Origin of the sequence: Bifidobacterium sp. wkB338 (assembly GCF_003688325.1) — a bacterium.
Taxonomy (GTDB): domain Bacteria; phylum Actinomycetota; class Actinomycetes; order Actinomycetales; family Bifidobacteriaceae; genus Bombiscardovia; species Bombiscardovia polysaccharolytica.
Genome location: NZ_NPOR01000024.1, coordinates 41,615 through 57,938, shown reverse-complemented (window position 1 = coordinate 57,938; position 16,324 = coordinate 41,615). Strand labels below are relative to the sequence as shown.

Genomic DNA, 16,324 nt, shown 5'->3' with positions numbered 1-16,324 from the left:
TCTTGGGCGGTCGGCCGACCATTACACTATCGCCATGACCACCAGCTACCATAAGAGCGCAGCAACCAGCCGTTGGATCAAAAGGGGTCGGAGTGAAGCAGTTCTTTCATGACATTTCCTGGGCGCAGATCATCGCCGGCGCTCTTGCAGCCATGACCTCCTTCTGGCTGGCCGCCAAGATCGGCGTGGCGGGATCCATCATCGGCGTAGCCATCGGTTCCATCGTCTCTGCCGTGGCCTCGCAGATCTATAAGAATGTTTTGGAAGCCTCTGGCCAGAAGCTGCAGGAGTCCGTGGGCGGTAGTGCCGACCAGGATGATGACGATTCCAGAACTGAATCGAGTGCCGATTCAGCCGCCGATGGACAGACCACGACGTTGCCGGCCCAGGGAAAGGGTCATCCAAACAATTCAAGCAATATTGCCGACGGATCGACCCAGGTAATGGCCCCGGTAGATGGGTCCACCCAGGTCATGCCTACGGCCGGTGACGAGGAGTCGGCAGCCAAGACCGGCAGAACCATTTCGTCAAGCAATGGACCACGAACCCATACGGCCTCCATTGCAGCAACCAGTAAGAAGCTGGATCAGCGCCGGCGCAACGTCATCATTGTCTCTGTGGTCAGCGCTCTGGTGGCCGTACTGCTGTCCGCCCTGGCCATCAATGCTCTGACCAAGGGCGAAGGCACCGACAAGGTGGTTCGCAACGTGGTCAGCCCACCGACAAGCCAGGTGGTAACCCCCAACCAGGATGAAGAGACCCCCTCCAAACCGGTGCAGCGGACAGAGGAGCCCGAATATCAGTCGACCCCGAGTGCCCCTCAAAATCAACCTTCGGGAACGAATCAGAACCAGGGCAACGAACAGGGATCCGGGCAAAGTCAGCAGCATGGAGGCAACCCTACGAGCTCGCCTTCGCCGTCTGCCGACGCGACCAGCTCCACACCCAGTCCCTCAAGCACGACTTCAACACCACAGTCGTCACCGATGACAACGACCAGTCCCTCGCCTCATAACTGACGAACGAGCCGGCGAGGCACACCCATTCCATCATGTAATGTGACTAGGGTCACTTTTGTGCGGTCCAAGAGGACCGTCTCGAAGGTCCCGGTCCTGAAGGCGGGATCAGCAATGAGAAAGGTGTGTATATGCGCAAGGTTCTGTGCTCTCCAGGCTCCTATGTTCAGCAGGAGGGCGCCATGGGAAAGCTGGCCGGAGAATATGCGGCTCTGGGCACCAAGGGCGCCCATCTGATCGTCGATCCGGTCATCGACGGGCTCTACCACGACGACATTGTCGCCTCCTTTGAGCACGATGGGATCCCCTACAAACTGATGAAATTCGGCGGCGAGTGTTCCATGGAGGAGATCGACCGTCATCGTGCCCATTTGGGCGGCAGCGACGCGGTGATCGGCGTCGGCGGCGGCAAGACTTTGGATACCGCCAAGGCTGTGGCTCACTTCGCCCATCTGCCGGTCATGATTGTGCCCACGGCAGCCTCCTCGGATGCGCCTTGCTCAAGGCTGTCCGTGCTCTATACGCCTGAGGGTGTCTTTGACCGTTATCTGCCCCTGCCTGCCAACCCCAACGTGGTCCTGATGGATACCGACGTCATCGCCAAGGCTCCGGTGCGCTTCCTGGTATCAGGGCTGGGCGATGCCTTCGCTACTTACTACGAGGCCGCCGCCTGCGTGCAGTCGAACGCCGTGACCATGACCGGAGGCCACGCCACCATGGCCGCCTTTGCCTTGGCCCGTCTCTGCCGCGATACCCTGCTGGAGGATGGGGTCAAGGCCGTGGCCGCTGCCAAGGCCGGTGTGCGCACAGCTGCGCTGGAGAAGATCATCGAGGCCAATACGCTGCTGAGCGGTCTGGGCTTCGAGAGCTCTGGCCTGGCTGCAGCCCACGCCATTCATGACGGGATGACCGCCCTGGAGGGCACCCACTCCATGCTGCACGGCGAAAAGGTGGCCTTCGGCACCCTGGCCCAGTTGGTCCTTGAGGATCGGCCTCTGGAGGAGACCCGCGGGGTCTATGACTTCTTCCGCAGCGTGGGTCTGCCCACCTCCCTGGAGCAGATCGGCATCGGCCAGGCCAGCGAGGAGGATCTGCTCAAGGTCGGCGAGCATGCCTGCGGTCCCGACGAGACCATGGGCAACATGCCCTTCGAGGTGACTCCCACCGATGTGGCTCACGCCCTGCGCGCAGCCGATCAGCTGGGCAAGCAACTCTGAGTCCTCTTGCTCTGATCTTTCTTTGAGATGCCAAGCGACCGTCGACATGGAGTCGGCGGTCGCTTTTATTTTTCCCGACGTTGCATTGGTCACCCTTGAAGCGAGCTGGCGGCCTTTCGTATGGCTTCCTCATCTGGGCATGTGGCTGGACCGGGCTGAGTAGTGGAAAGCGCTCCTGCACAGTTGGCCAGTATTAGTGACTCCTCGATGGGCAGGCCTTGGAATATGCCAGCACAAAGGACGCCCGAATGGGCATCGCCGGCACCGTTGGTGTCCATGGCACGAACCTGTGGGGTGGGAATGTACTTGATTTGCATCGCATTCTTGGGCTGGCAGTACCAGGCACCGCGAGCGCCGGCCCTAAGAACCACCGGACTGTCCAGTCTTAGCGAAAGCGAACGGCAGAGGGATTCCAACTCGGTTACGTCGCCAGTTTCGAGTTGGCATCCCACACGTTCCGCCAGGATTGGTCCCTCGCGTTCATTCAGTGACCAGATCGGATGCAGTCCGTTGACCGCATCAAGCACATCCAGCTCAATATCGGCCACCATGGGTCCCACATCGAAGAGTACAGGAAATCCCTCGTCCTGGTGTTTTTCAGCAAAACCGACCAGGCTTCGGGTATTGTCCTTGTGACAGAAGGAATATCCGCTCAGGTAGATGACATCGCCAGGAACCAGATTCATGCTTTCGTAGGTGCCCTCTGGTACGCAGGTCTCTGCGCCCCTTGCTGAAACAAAGGTGCGTTCGCCGGAGGGTTCGATCATGGCTACCGAGTATCCGGTATCGCAGTCTTCCAGAACAGGCCCTTGGGCGGGAACTTGAAGGGCGGCAAGGGCCACACGGACCATGTCCGCCATCGGACCTGTGCCAATCGCCCCCATGTAGGCTATGGGCGCTCCCATCTGCCTGGCTGCGCGAATCACGTTGTATCCGCCGCCAACCTTTATGGCACTTCGTCTGGCGAAAATGTCCCCTCCACGCTCCGGGAGGTGGTCGATGTCCATGCTAAGGTCAACCACCACCTGACCCAGATGGAGGATGCTGGGTTCAGTCATGGCTCTTGCTCCCCACCGCCACGGAATCCTTGGAGAGGAGGTGCAAAATGGCGTAGAGGATTCCTCCCAGGAGGAGGGATACGAGCCATGCTAGGCCGTTCCTGCCCAGGAAGCTGCCGGACAGCGGTCCTGAGAACCAGACTTCGTTCTTGGAGACCTGGGCCGTCACAAACAGAAAGCCGACGACTATCCCCAGCAGCCAGCTGATGATGGCTGGGAGGTTGACTCCGTGCCAATACCAGTATGGGGAATCTGCTTGAAGGTTCAGCAGGCCGTTAGAATCGTAACGCTTGCGGAAGATCATATCTGACAGGAAGATGCCTGCCCAGGTGCTCAGTGGCACTGCCAGCAGGGAGATGAAGGTGACGAAGGGGCCGTAGAATCCGTCGGAACCCAAGGTAAAGTACAAGGCTCCGCAGGTGGTCACCACCACATCGACCACGACCGCATAGACGCGGGGGATTCTGATGCCCAGGGTGATGGTGGTCAGGCCGGCCGAATATACGGAAAGGTTGTTTGACATAAGCAGGCCTGCAAATGCGGCAATCAGATAGGGGATTGAAACCCATGCAGGCAGAGCGCTTCGAACCGCGGCGACAGGATCGGCGGCGGAGGCAATGGTGGAGTTGCCTGCTGTCAGGACCGATCCCAGGCCGATGACCACGACCAGGGGGATTCCGGCGCCTGCCGCCGCGGTCAGGATCAGAGGGCCTGATTTTACCGAGGTCTTCTGGTAACGGGCCATGTCTGCACCGGAGTTGACCCAGCCGATGCCCGTCCCCGCAGCTATGGTGCCGACGCCAATCAAGAAAGCACTGGCTGAGCCGGGGGCATTGCCGAGGAAGGAGGACCAGTCGACGGTCGTGGCCAGATAGATGGCCACTAGGAGTGTAAGGGCGCCGAATATCCAGGTGGCCCACTTCTGCACGGTGAGAATGAAGGCGTGACCGGCGGCTGAGACCACCACGGTCAAGGCCACGAAGACGGCAATGCAGACGAAGGTCAGGAGGGGGGAGCGCTTGGCATCGGCTGAGGTTCCGAAGATGATGGCGATCAGGGAGAGCAGCGCAAAAGCGCCGGTCATCGTGTTCACCGTCTCCCAGCCCAGTCTGGACAGCAGGGCCACCAGCGTGGGGCCTGCATTGCCTCTGACGCCGAAAATGGCCCGGGACAGGGTCAGCGTGGGCGCGCCGCCTCTTCTGCCGGCTATGGAGATGATGCCGACGAGGGCGAAGGATCCGAAGGCTCCGATGATCGTGGCGAGCACGGCCTGCCAGAGGTTGAGACCCTGGGCAATCAGGGTAGCTCCCAGAGGGATTCCCAGAATTGAGATATTGGCGGCGAACCAGACCCAGAAGAGCTGTCCGGGCGATCCGTTCCTCTGGTCCTCGGGCACAGGTTCGATGCCCCTTTGCTCGACTCTGGAGAGGATGGTGCCCTCCCTTGGTGCAGTTGACATGGATTGTCTCCTTCGACTCAAGATGTACTGGATGTAGTGATGACTTGTCTGTTCAGTCCTGTCGTGTGGTCTGGGTGGACCCCATGGTCTTGGGGTTGAGTGGATTTTACATTGTTGTGTTCCTGAAGGATTCGACGGTATCCGTTTTGCGCTTTGCTACCTTAGGGCAATCAGGCCACGGGCAGTTTTCTGCAGGTCGAGGTGGGATACCGAAGCTACATGGGAGCAGAGTGCAGGGTCGAAGACCTCGGGACCGGTGCATGCGCCGGTCATTGCGCCGGTCATTGCGGCGATGGTGTCCGTATCGCCACCAAGGTTGACTGCGGCGAACAGAGCCGATTGAGGATTGTCGGCGAATCTCCAAGCCAGGGAAAAGGCGGCTGCCACAGACTCATTGGCCTCGACCGAGGTCCCGCAGTCTTCAATGAGGTGACATTCGAAATCGTCCTCATCGCTGAATTCCTCAGATAGCCGTATTGCCTGGCGAGCGCGTGCGGGGACCGATGCCTTCGGAGTCCAGGCTCCGGACGTTTCCATGGCGGGCACCATACGCAAGGACTCGTTCAGTGCCTGGCGAACGGTCATCCCCTCAAGCCCCAGGCTGACTGTCGTAGCGATCAGCGCAGCACTTTGGAAGCCTGCGACCGTGTCGTGGGTGACCTGGCAGGACTCATAGATGCGATTGGCCAGTCGTCTGGTGTCCTCGGGCCTGTTGGCTATGCCTACCGGAGTGACTCGCATGGCGGCTCCGTTGGTGGTGCCGGTCCTTCCTGTGGTCATGATGTCCGCGCCCTGGCGAACCTGTTCCAGGGCCAGCTTGGTGGATGGTCCGAGCAAATCGAGCGATCCACGCGACTTCATGTCATCCTCCCAGGCCAGAAGACGCTTGGCAAACTCTTTCGGATCGATGTGTCCCTTACCCTCGATAGTCAGTTCCGCCACGATCAACGCCTGCTCGGTATCATCGGTTACAGACCCTGCAGGCATACCGGGAGCTATGGGCTGATCCGGAATGGCATCGCAAAGGGTGTGGATCCTGCCGTAGGCCTCATGTATTGCTGCAGGACTCATGCTCTGCGTGGGCATGCCCAACGCGTCCCCTAAGGACAACCCAGTAAGCGCGCCCAGTGCGCCCTTTTCAGTTCTGGTCATTGTTGTACAAGCCTCCGGAGTCGCTGCGATGAGCCTATTAATCTGTCTGCAGATAGACTGCGACATTTTTAATCAGAATCATTGTAAGGCCCCTGGAAGATTGTCAGTACGACGGATGCAGCAGGCATGATTCGCACGGAAGAGTGGGGAAATGAACGAGCTCCACCCAGTGGAGTGGGAGATAAAAACATTGCAGGCAATCTGGGGTTAAAGACTTGATCGAGATATCGAGATGTGTGTTCTATATAGTGCAGACGGCCATTGAACGGGATCGTCCGTCTACGCCGTACTGGAGTTTGGCAGTGCTGTCTTGGTCCAGGCTCCAACATATGCAAGGGCATTGGATATAAAAAGAATCCCGAGGTGACCTCGGGATTCTATCTGTGGAGCTAGGGGGATTCGAACCCCCGACCTTCTCCATGCCATGGAGACGCGCTACCAGCTGCGCCATAGCCCCGTACTTACCTTGCTTGGTGAAGCCTTGCTTATAGTACACCGGGATTGGCGAATGGAGCAACTCAGTGTGTTGCCCCGGAATTGCAGGGATTGTGAGCTATTTGATGGATTTTATCCTCGAATGGTCTTGGGTCGTTTTGAGCTTGCTAGTGCGCTAGCATGAGGGCAAGGGGCGACCAAGGGGGTCGGCAGCAACTGAAAGGCGGCGGACCATGACAGGCAAAGTCGATGCCGAAATGCGGGATGAAAAGCGGAACAAGGACCATCCCGGGGACCAGCTGATCATCAACTGCCTGCCCTTGGATAAGGGTGAGCGACAGGAATTCCTTCAGGCGGCTCCAGGCGTTCATCAGGAGTTCATTGTCGACACGGACATGCGGCAGAGCATGCATTGGCTCATCGATGTCCCTCAATCCCTCCGATCGGAGGCCACGATCATTTTGGGTAATCCGCCGGCCGAGCAGGTGGTTGCCTGCCGTAACCTGGTCTGGCTGCAGACCAGCAGCGCGGGTGTGGATGCTTACCTGAAACCGGGGGCTCTGCCTCCGGATGCCATGTTGACCAGTGCCTCAGGCGCTTACGGGCAGTCGGTCTCCGAGCACATGTTCGCCATGATGTGGGCCCTGATGAAGGACCTTCCTGGTTACCGGGACAATCAACGCATGGGCCGTTGGGAACCTCGCGGGGCTGTCCTTTCACCGCGCGGTTGCCAGGTTCTGGTGTTGGGCACGGGGGATATCGGAGCCTCCTTCGCTCGTCTGGCCAAGGCTGTAGGCGCTCGGACCATCGGTATCAGGCGGCATCCCGACCAGCCGGTGGAGGGGTTCGACCGTCTGGCTGGTTTTGACGATCTGGATGCCCTGCTGCCTGAGATGGATGTAGTGGCTCTGGCCCTGCCTTCAACGCCGCAGACCAGGCACATCATCGATGGCCGCCGTCTTGGATTGATGAAGTCCACCGCCGTGCTGATCAATGCAGGCAGGGGAGATGCCGTGGATTGCATGGCTCTGGCGCAAGCCTTGGATAAGGATGGCATTTTCGGCGCAGGCCTTGATGTGACCGAACCGGAGCCCCTGCCCGAAGACCATCCGCTCTGGAGCCAGCCACGCTGCCTGCTCACCCCGCACGTTGCTGGTGGAGCTCATCTCCCCTCCAACATGGACAAGGTTCGGGAAATTTGCCTGGATAATCTTCGTCGGTTCATGGATGGCAGACCCCTTCGCAACCGGATGAGGTGACCGCCGTGCCGACAGAGCAAAGCCGTAGCGGCAACAGTCGTGGGCGGACGACTGTTCTGCGGTGGGTGGCCGTTCTGCTGGCGCTTGCTTTGATTGTGGCGGGCTCCTTGGCCTTGGCTGGCAGGCTGATGGGTGTCGGATCTGCTCGCCATGATAATCAAAGTTCCTCTGCAAACGACCGCAAGACCGCTTCCCATAGCCCTCCCGGGTATTCTCCTGAGCAGACTGCTGTCCACCCGCCTCTGATCTCGCCTGTGGACTACAACCACGACGGTGTGGACGATTACACGGCTATGGTGCGTGGAGCCCATCAGGAGGCACGCATCCATCCACGTTATGACAGCGGCTACTATCAGGGCGGCTATCCACCCGATGACCGGGGTGCCTGTACCGATGAGATCTGGAGGGCCTTCCGACAGGCCGGCTACGATCTGAAAGCCATGGTCGACGCTGACATCGCCTCGTCTCCTGGGGCCTATGCCGGAGTCATCAGCAGGCCTGATCCGAACATCGACTTCAGACGCACCAACGTCCTCGGCGTATTCCTGTCCCGGCACGCCCAGCGTCTGACCAACGACATCGCGGCCACCGACCAGTGGCAACAGGGCGACATCGTCATCTTCGGTACCTCCTGGCACATCGGCATGGTCTCGGATAAAAGGGACAGCCGGGGTATTCCCTTGCTTCTGCATAACATGGGCCAGCGCGCCAGGGAGAACGACTACCTGGGATCGCCCGGTCATCGTCCCATCACCGGTCATTTCCGCTTCGACGCCTCCCAAATCCAACCCGCCGTCCTGCGCCCATGGAGGGGGTGACCAGGGACTACCCTGCGAAATTGAGCACGGCGGCAACTGGTTATCTGCTACTATCGGTTCGGCCAGACACGTCGGCCAGGTTCGAGCACGAGAGGCGGTGATGGCGATGATGAGAGTATTCAGCACCATGAACGGGCAGATCGAGCAGATCGGCAAGGCTTCCAAGGGCTCATGGATATGCTTATCGGCTCCAACTGATGTCGAGCTGGCCAATGTCTCCCAGACCACCGGCATAGACCTGGCAGACCTGCGTGCACCCTTGGACGATGAGGAGCGTTCGCGTGTGGACGTGGAGGACGAATACACCATGGTCATCGTCGACATTCCCCGGGCCGAGGAGCGCGACGGGCGGGACTACTACGAGACCATTCCTCTGTCCATCATCGTTACCGAGGATCTGATCGTCACCGTTTGCATGCAAGACACGGTTCTGCTCCATCCCTTTATGGAGGGCACCATTCGGGGTTTCAACACTTTCATGAAGTCCCGCTTCATCCTGCAGATCCTTTACCGTAACGCCACCCTCTATCTGCGCTACCTGCGCATCATCGACCGCGAGTCGGACCGGCTGGAGCTCAAGTTGCGCCACTCCATGCAGAACAGAGAGATTCTCATGCTGTTGGAGCTCAACAAGACCTTGGTCTACTTCGCCACCAGCCTCAAGTCTAACGAGATCGTCCTGGAGAAGCTGACCGGCCTGGAGCGGATCAAGCGCTACCCGGACGACGAGGATCTTCTGGGCGACGTGATTACCGAAAACAAGCAGGCCATCGAGATGGCCAACATCTACTCAAGCGTGCTTTCAAACATGACTGACGCCTTCGCCTCCATTGTCTCCAACAATGTCAACAACGTCATGAGGATCTTCACTATCATCTCCATCAGCCTGTCGGTGCCCACGCTGATTTTCTCCATGTATGGCATGAACTTCAACCAGGGTATGTTCGGTATGCCCTTTACCGACAAGCCCTGGGGATTTGCGGTCGTGGTGATTCTGTCAGGCCTGCTGACCGCCCTGGTAACCTGGTTCCTGACGCGCTCGAGAATGTTCAAGTAGGGGCCGATTATGTTTGCACGCAGGATTGCGGCGGCTCTGGTGGCGCTGGTTCTGGCGGTGCCCCTGAGCGGGTGCGGCCGCCAGGAGGATCGCTACCGGGCTGGTTCCATCGGGCCCAAGATCAGCGTGGGCATCTCCTTCGACCAGCCCGGGCTTGGATTCGCCCAGTCCGGCCAGTACCGGGGTCTGGATGTGGATGTGGCCCGGTACGTGGTCCACGAACTTGGATACGCCGAGTCGCAGATCGTTTTCCGTCAGGTGAAGCCTGCGGACCGCGAGCGCATGCTCGAACAAGGCCAGGTAGACATGGTCGTGGCTGGCTATTCCATCACCCAGGAACGGCAAAAGCTGGTGGATTTCGCCGGGCCCTACCTGGCTGCGGGGCAGGACCTACTGGTTCGCCGCACTCAGAACGACATCGCCGGAGTGGATGATCTGGCCCAAAAGCGGGTCTGCGTGGCAGCTGGGTCCACCTCCGGGACTCTGGTGCGCTCGCTGGCCCCCCAAGCCCAGGTACAGGAGCGGGAGGAGTTCCCCGAGTGCATCACGGCCCTGCTCAGCGGGGACACTGATGCCGCCAGCGGGGACGACTTTGCCCTGGCCGGCCTGACTCATGTTCGCGGCGGCGGCCAGCTGCGCCTGGTCGGCAATCCCTTCTCCCATGAACGGTACGGTATCGGCGTGCCCCACGTGGATCCGGAGCTGGTGGATGTCATTGACCAGGCCTTGAAGAGGATGATGCGGGACGGATCCTTCAAGGCCGCACTGGGTCGGGCCTCCAAGTCCATCGGCTTCTCCATCAATGCCGCAGCTCGCACCCTGCAGCCTGGCGACCACTGAGCACAGCTCCGGTTAGGATGACGGATGCTGGACATAAGCCTGGCTGTGTCCATGTGAATGGCGATAATTCACGATATGAACGCGAATGAAGACAGGGATCATCAGCAGACCCAGGAATCCGAACAGCCTCAATTCCGCTACGATGCCGCCATGGCTCAGACCATCGAGGAGCGCTGGCAGCAGCGCTGGGACAAGGAGGGCACCTTCTGGGCCGCCAACACCAAGGGCGACTTGACGGATGCCCAGGGAGATCATGCTGGGGGCCGCAGTCCCTACTTCGTCATCGACATGTTCCCCTATCCTTCGGGCAAGGGCCTGCATGTGGGCCACCCCTTGGGCTACATCGCCACCGATGTGGTCAGCCGCTATCACCGGATGAAGGGCGAGAACGTCCTGCATGCCATGGGCTATGACGCCTTCGGCCTGCCCGCCGAGCAGTATGCGGTCCAGACCGGCCAGCACCCCCGGGTCACTACTGAGCAGAACATCGCCAACATGCGGTGGCAGCTGCACCGGCTGGGGCTCAGCTTTGACGACCGCCGCTCCTTCGCCACCATCGATACCGACTACGTGCGCTGGACACAGTGGATCTTCTCGCGCATCTACGAGTCCTGGTATGACCCCGACTACCGCCGTGCAGATGGAGGGACGGGCTCGGCCAGGCCCATCAGCGAGTTGGTTGAGGCCTTCAAGTCCGGAAGCAGGCCCATCCCCGGCCATGCCGATGCCTCCTGGGATGACCTGGACGAGGCCGAGCGCTCCGAGGTGCTCAACTACTTCCGTTTGGCCTACATCTCTCGCTCGCCGGTCAACTGGTGCCCCGGACTGGGCACGGTCCTGGCCAATGAGGAGGTGACCGCCGAGGGGCGCTCGGAACGAGGTAACTACCCGGTCTACCAGCGTGAGCTCAAGCAGTGGTCCATGCGCATCACCGCCTACGGCCACCGGCTTCTGGAGGATCTGGATATCCTGGACTGGCCCGATAAGGTCAAGCTCATGCAGCGCAACTGGATCGGGGAGTCACACGGGGCTTCGGTGGACTTCACCGTGCCCAGCCCTGACGGCGATCAGACCATGGAGGTCTACACCACCCGTCCTGACACGCTTTTCGGTGCTACCTTCGCTGTGGTTTCCCCAGAGCACGACCTGCTGCAGCACTTGCCACAGGAGTGGCCTGAGGATGTGCCCGAGCAGTGGAAGGGCGGCTATGTCAATCCTGCTGATGGTGTGCAAGCCTACCGACGGGCCGCCGAGGCCAAGACCGCCAAGGATCGCGTGGACGAGGGCGGAGCCAAGACCGGCCTGTTTACCGGGCTGTACGCGATCAACCCCATCACCGGGGCCAAGTTGCCCATCTTCACTGCTGACTACGTGCTGATGGACTACGGTACCGGAGCCATCATGGCTGTGCCAGGCGGTGACCAGCGCGATTACGACTTCGCCGTCAAGTACGGCCTTCCCGTCGTCTACACGGTCAGCCCACTGGCTGAGTCCGGACAGACCTTGGACGACTATCGGGGCAAGGCACCTTTCGTCTCTCACGACGGCATTGTGGTCGACTCTTCGGTTCAGGCAACCCAGGCCGCTGGCGACTCGCTCAGCTTGGATGGTTTGCGGGTTGACCAGGCTATCGAGAAAGTCACTGCCTGGCTGGAGTCGGCCGGCGTTGGCCATGGGACAGTCTCCTACCGGCTGCGCGACTGGCTCTTCTCCCGTCAGCGCTACTGGGGCGAGCCCTTCCCGGTGGTCTATGACGACCAGGGCCTGCCCCATCTGTTGCCCGACGATCAGCTTCCGGTGGCCCTGCCAGACGTGCCCGACTACTCGCCCAAGACCTTCGACCCCGAGGATGCCCAGTCCAGCCCGGAGGCCCCGCTGAGCCGCAACCAGGATTGGGTGAACGTGACCCTGGACCTGGGTGACGGGCCCAAGGTCTACCACAGGGACACCAACACCATGCCCAACTGGGCCGGTTCCTGCTGGTATTACATGCGCTACATCGATCCCAAGAATGACCAGCACATGGTCGATCCGGAGGAATACGACTACTGGCTGGGGCCCCAGCACAACGCCACGGCCGGGGAGTCAGGCGGTGTCGACCTCTACGTGGGCGGTGTTGAGCACGCGGTACTGCACCTGCTCTATGCCCGCTTCTGGCACAAGGTGCTCTATGATCTGGGTTACGTTTCGTCCAAGGAGCCCTTCCACAAGCTCTTCAACCAAGGAATGATCCAGGCCTACGCCTACACGGACCAGCGCGGCCAATACGTGCCCGCTGCCGAGGTGGAGGAACATGATGAGGGCGGCAAGGTCAGCTATACCTGGCAGGGGCAGCCGGTCAACCGCGAGTTCGGCAAGATGGGCAAGAGCCTGAAGAACATCATCACCCCTGACGACATGTACCGCACCTATGGGGCCGACACCTTCCGCCTCTACGAGATGAGCATGGGACCCCTGGACGAGTCCCGGCCCTGGAATACGCGCAACGTGGTGGGCGGCATGCGCTTCCTGCAGCGGCTCTGGCGCAACGTGGTGGACGAACGGACCGGCGAGGTGGTTCTGGACGAGGGTGAGCTCGACCAGAAGACCCTGAAGCTGCTCAACACCACCATCCACGACGTGACGGTGGAGATGGAGGCCATGCGGCCCAACACGGCCATCGCCAGGATGATCGTGCTCAACAACCATCTGACCGGGCTGAATCCGACGCCCAGGGCAGCCATTGAGCCCCTGGTGCTCATGCTCTCGCCCATCGCCCCCCACATCTGCGAGGAGCTCTGGAGCCGTCTGGGACACAAGGAGTCCCTGGCGCACGCCCAGTGGCCGACCTGGGATGATCGCTATCTTGGTGAGGACACGGTCACCGCCGTTGTCCAGGTCAAAGGCAAGGTCCGCGGCAAGCTGCAGGTCAGTCCCGACATCGCGCCTGATGAACTCGAGGCCATGGCCCTGGAACTGCCCGCCGTCCAGGAGCGGCTGGGTGGCAAGGAGCCGCGGAAGGTCATCGTTAAGGCCCCTAAGATCGTTTCGGTCGTGCCGGCCTGATCCTGTACTGTCCGCAGCCAGGCTGTGGACGGATGACGACCTTCGACCACATAGCCCCCCGACCTCATATCGGGGGACTTTTCATGCCAGGCTGGGTCCATGAGCATCAACATCACCCAGCCGCCAGCGCCGCCCCTACAGGCTTTGGCCCTGAATCAATCGGTTCGTTCGGAAGGGTCAGCCGAAGGCAAGGCCAAGTCCCAGGTCCGACGGGATCGGCCCGTCTGGTCGTTTACGCCCCTCCAGGCCTTGACAGCCATCCTTATTCTGGTGTCGGCTCTTGCCCTAAGTCTGACCCTGCTGGCCCAGCAGGGACGGGCGCTGGCTGCAGGAGCAGCCGTTGACAGATCCGGGACCAGTTCATCGGCTCCTGCGAACGGTAATGTGAACAGCGCTGCACACCGAGGCAAGCAAGCCTCGGGTAATGAACGTAGCCGGGACACTTCGAGCGCAGTAGTAAGCGAGCAGGCCGATCCGGCCTCAGACTCCGCCCAACATACTGAAAAGGCCGACAATGCCCCTGCTGTGCCGGCCCCCAGTTCCTCTTCGGAGTCAGCAGACCAGGCGGGACGCGTGAATCTTAACAGCGCCAGCCAGCAGGATCTGGAAAATGTCAAGGGAATTGGCCCGGTCAAGGCTGCAAAAATATTGGAGCACCGGCGCGCCATCGGCGGTCGGTACACTTCGGTAGACCAGATCCTGGATGTCCCCGGCATCGGTGCCAAGACCTTGGCCCGCTTACGCCCATATTTGATGGCGCAATGATGGCCGTTCATTCAAGAGTTCACGCTGGGGTTCACGATGCAATTGATCAGGAGAACGGCAGCTGCAATCTTCGAATGCTCCCCGCTGCCTGTCTGGCCTGGGCGGTTGCACTACTGGTCCCATGGCTTCTGGACAGGAGCATGGGCGCAGTCATGCCAGTATCAGGCAAGAGCGGTGATTGGGCCAAGACGGCGGAGGAGTCCAGAGGCGCTATGGCCGGCGGGAGTACACCCGGTGGAAGCATGGGCATGGCGGTCTGGATAATGCCGCTTGCCCTAGCGCTTCCATTACTCCTTGCAATGGTCCTGCTTGCCATCAAACTCGTCTGCTTGTCCGCCACAGAGGATCCCGATTGCAGAAGTCAGATATGTCGGCGGTCCCCTCGCTTACGCAGACGGAACCAGCTGTCCCGAGTTTGTGCGAGTCCTGGGCAGAAGAATCATAGGGACAAAAGTCGTTGGAACGAAAACCATCGGAATGCACCCTGCGTGAATACCACGAACACCAAAGACACCGTTTATAAGAATACGACTCATCGGGATATCCGGATTCAGTGGTTGCGCCGGTTCTCAGGCAAACGCTCATACACCGGGTTCAGGCGCTATTCTGATTGCAAGTCTTCCTCATTCCGTTCTTCTTCCATGCTTGTTTCCGCCTTGCAAACATTGGTGTCCGCTTGGTTTGGTCCTCGGAGGCTACCAATGCTCGCCGTCCTGACTGCGGTGGCTTTGGCTGTAGCAACTGCCGCTGCAGTTGGTCATGAATCAGTGCGTAACGGGCCTGCAGCCCGTCAGATTCGGCAGGGGAAGGCACTTGCCGAGGTGCATGGCCGAGCTGTGGGCCCTATGAGCGCATCCTCTCGGCGAGGCTGGGACTGTCAGGCGGAATTAAAACTGAAATGGGTGACTTTGGCCGGGGTGCGCATGCCTTCCGATGAACGGATCGTGCTCTTCGCTCGCAGCCGGTCATGCCTGTTGCAGCAGGGCGGACAGTATCGTGCGCGAGGCCTTTTGGCACCCCCCACGTACGGCCGTCCTATGCCTTGGCTGGCCGTGGAGAATGGCTTGCAACAGGTCAGGCCGCCAGGGCCCTGTAGACGATTGATAGCTCGTATGCAAAAGGCCTTTCTCGAACAGACCAGCAGGCTTGATGACCAGGGGCGAATCCTGGTGCCGGGGTTGACCATGGGCATCCTGGGTAACCAAGCCCTACCCGGGTCGGGTGGTTCTCTGGGCAGACCGGCAGTGGAGCCTGCATATGCTGCTCGTCTAACCCAGAATTTCCGGGCATCTGGCATCCTGCATCTGATGGCCGTCTCCGGCGGACACTTCATGATCCTGGCCTCGCTGCTGGTTTCGATCATGCGGGCCCTACGCTCGCCGCCCTTGCTGATGGCCTTGGTTTTGTCTGCAGCCTATATGGGTTTGGGTATGCTGATGGTTCCCGGGGATTCAGTCTTGCGAGCTCAGGCCATGGGACTTCTTTCGGCATTGGCTCTGGCTGCCTGTCGGCCTGCCCAGTCATTGAACACCCTGTCCTGGTGTGTGCTGCTGATACTAATTCTGCGGCCTTCCATGGCAGCAAGTTTCGGCTTTGCGCTCTCCTGCGCAGCCGTGCTGGGCATCGGTCTGGGCAACCGGCGTTTGACGGCCTTTCTTGAAGACCATCTTCCAGCATTTCTTGCACGTCCATTGGCCCCGACCCTGTGTGCCCAGGCCGGGACGCTGCCCGTGCAGATGCTGATGAGTCCAGGACTGCCTCTGCTGGCCCCGCTGGCCAACCTGTTAGTCACTCCTGTGGTCGATGCTGCCACAGTGACCGGCCTGCTGGCTCTGCTCACCTCCTGGGTGTGGCCTCCAGTGGGGTTCTTGCTGGCACGACTGACCTCCCTGGGTACCGGAGTTATGGCTTTTGCCGCCAAATGGATGGGCGAGGCTATTGCTCCGGCGGCTTGGCCATCGGGGCCAGTTGGCAGTGCCTGCCTGCTTGGTCTGGGTCTCATGGCCGTGATTGATCACCGGCTGATTCGACTCATCCGCGTCCGGAGGCGGGACTGTTCATGGTCAACTGCGACAAACGTGGCTTCGGGGGTTCCCTTTCGGCCGTCGGCCTGGGCGTCAATCAGGGGCTGGCTGCAACAGACCTATGGCCTTTTGGCCCAGTTAGTCTTCAAAAACGACCGACGTCAATGTCCAGTGATGAA

11 protein-coding genes, 1 tRNA gene and 1 pseudogene are annotated in these 16,324 nt (G+C 60.3%); 9 read left to right on the top strand and 4 right to left on the bottom strand.

The genetic code is table 11. The features are described 5' to 3' along the window. The first annotated feature begins 92 nt into the window (after positions 1-92). Together CI603_RS05280 and CI603_RS05275 are read left to right on the top strand one after the other, a co-directional pair. Entirely contained in the window at positions 93-1,019 is a 927-nt protein-coding gene (locus CI603_RS05280) for a hypothetical protein (RefSeq protein WP_121913320.1), read from the top strand. A 128-nt stretch (positions 1,020-1,147) separates the two neighbouring features. Continuing rightward, positions 1,148-2,233 (top strand): glycerol dehydrogenase, encoded by a 1,086-nt coding sequence (locus CI603_RS05275; RefSeq protein WP_121913319.1) that lies wholly within the window; start codon positions 1,148-1,150, stop codon positions 2,231-2,233. 89 nt (positions 2,234-2,322) lie between these two features. Here CI603_RS05275 and CI603_RS05270 read toward each other — a convergent pair whose 3' ends face one another. From CI603_RS05270 to CI603_RS05255, 4 genes are all read right to left on the bottom strand, one after another. Further along, positions 2,323-3,291, bottom strand: coding sequence for a PfkB family carbohydrate kinase (locus CI603_RS05270; protein ID WP_121913318.1), 969 nt, complete (start codon positions 3,289-3,291; stop codon positions 2,323-2,325). After that, positions 3,284-4,750 (bottom strand): cytosine permease, encoded by a 1,467-nt coding sequence (locus CI603_RS05265; protein WP_121913317.1) that lies wholly within the window; start codon positions 4,748-4,750, stop codon positions 3,284-3,286. The genes CI603_RS05270 and CI603_RS05265 overlap by 8 nt, the downstream gene beginning before the upstream one ends. A gap of 156 nt (positions 4,751-4,906) precedes the next feature. Next, complete coding sequence (locus CI603_RS05260) at positions 4,907-5,902, bottom strand: ADP-ribosylglycohydrolase family protein (RefSeq protein ID WP_121913316.1); 996 nt, start codon at positions 5,900-5,902, stop codon at positions 4,907-4,909. 384 nt (positions 5,903-6,286) lie between these two features. After that, positions 6,287-6,359, bottom strand: a tRNA-Ala gene (locus CI603_RS05255). Positions 6,360-6,594: 235 nt separating this feature from the next. On the opposite strand from CI603_RS05255, the gene CI603_RS05250 reads away from it, so the two are divergent. The 7 genes and pseudogenes from CI603_RS05250 to CI603_RS09275 form a co-directional block, all read left to right on the top strand. Next, on the top strand, positions 6,595-7,596 hold the full coding sequence (locus tag CI603_RS05250) for a D-2-hydroxyacid dehydrogenase (RefSeq protein ID WP_121913370.1): 1,002 nt from the start codon (positions 6,595-6,597) through the stop codon (positions 7,594-7,596). A 5-nt stretch (positions 7,597-7,601) separates the two neighbouring features. Continuing rightward, the gene (locus tag CI603_RS05245) at positions 7,602-8,414 is read left to right on the top strand and encodes a DUF1287 domain-containing protein (protein WP_121913369.1); all 813 of its coding nucleotides are present in this window, start codon (positions 7,602-7,604) and stop codon (positions 8,412-8,414) included. Between the two features lie 106 nt (positions 8,415-8,520). Further along, positions 8,521-9,471, top strand: a complete 951-nt coding sequence (locus CI603_RS05240) for a magnesium transporter CorA family protein (RefSeq protein ID WP_046322833.1) — start codon at positions 8,521-8,523, stop codon at positions 9,469-9,471. 9 nt (positions 9,472-9,480) lie between these two features. Beyond that, complete coding sequence (locus CI603_RS05235) at positions 9,481-10,311, top strand: glutamate ABC transporter substrate-binding protein (protein ID WP_121913315.1); 831 nt, start codon at positions 9,481-9,483, stop codon at positions 10,309-10,311. 75 nt (positions 10,312-10,386) lie between these two features. Then, complete coding sequence (leuS, locus tag CI603_RS05230) at positions 10,387-13,356, top strand: leucine--tRNA ligase (RefSeq protein ID WP_121913314.1); 2,970 nt, start codon at positions 10,387-10,389, stop codon at positions 13,354-13,356. A 99-nt stretch (positions 13,357-13,455) separates the two neighbouring features. Next, positions 13,456-14,121, top strand: a complete 666-nt coding sequence (locus tag CI603_RS05225; RefSeq protein ID WP_121913313.1) for a helix-hairpin-helix domain-containing protein — start codon at positions 13,456-13,458, stop codon at positions 14,119-14,121. Next, positions 14,118-16,118 (top strand): annotated as a pseudogene (locus tag CI603_RS09275) (ComEC/Rec2 family competence protein); the annotation flags it as partial. The gene CI603_RS05225 and the pseudogene CI603_RS09275, both read left to right, overlap by 4 nt. Positions 16,119-16,324 lie beyond the last annotated feature (206 nt).

What these genes read in the sequence shown, in the direction of transcription:
- CI603_RS05275 (WP_121913319.1), top strand. Translation starts at nt 1,148, where the DNA reads ATGCGCAAGGTTCTGTGCTCTCCAGGCTCCTATGTTCAGCAGGAGGGC.
- CI603_RS05270 (WP_121913318.1), bottom strand. Translation starts at nt 3,291, where the DNA reads ATGACTGAACCCAGCATCCTCCATCTGGGTCAGGTGGTGGTTGACCTT.
- CI603_RS05265 (WP_121913317.1), bottom strand. Translation starts at nt 4,750, where the DNA reads ATGTCAACTGCACCAAGGGAGGGCACCATCCTCTCCAGAGTCGAGCAA.
- CI603_RS05260 (WP_121913316.1), bottom strand. Translation starts at nt 5,902, where the DNA reads ATGACCAGAACTGAAAAGGGCGCACTGGGCGCGCTTACTGGGTTGTCC.
- CI603_RS05250 (WP_121913370.1), top strand. Translation starts at nt 6,595, where the DNA reads ATGCGGGATGAAAAGCGGAACAAGGACCATCCCGGGGACCAGCTGATC.
- CI603_RS05240 (WP_046322833.1), top strand. Translation starts at nt 8,521, where the DNA reads ATGATGAGAGTATTCAGCACCATGAACGGGCAGATCGAGCAGATCGGC.
- CI603_RS05235 (WP_121913315.1), top strand. Translation starts at nt 9,481, where the DNA reads ATGTTTGCACGCAGGATTGCGGCGGCTCTGGTGGCGCTGGTTCTGGCG.
- leuS (WP_121913314.1), top strand. Translation starts at nt 10,387, where the DNA reads ATGAACGCGAATGAAGACAGGGATCATCAGCAGACCCAGGAATCCGAA.
- CI603_RS05225 (WP_121913313.1), top strand. Translation starts at nt 13,456, where the DNA reads ATGAGCATCAACATCACCCAGCCGCCAGCGCCGCCCCTACAGGCTTTG.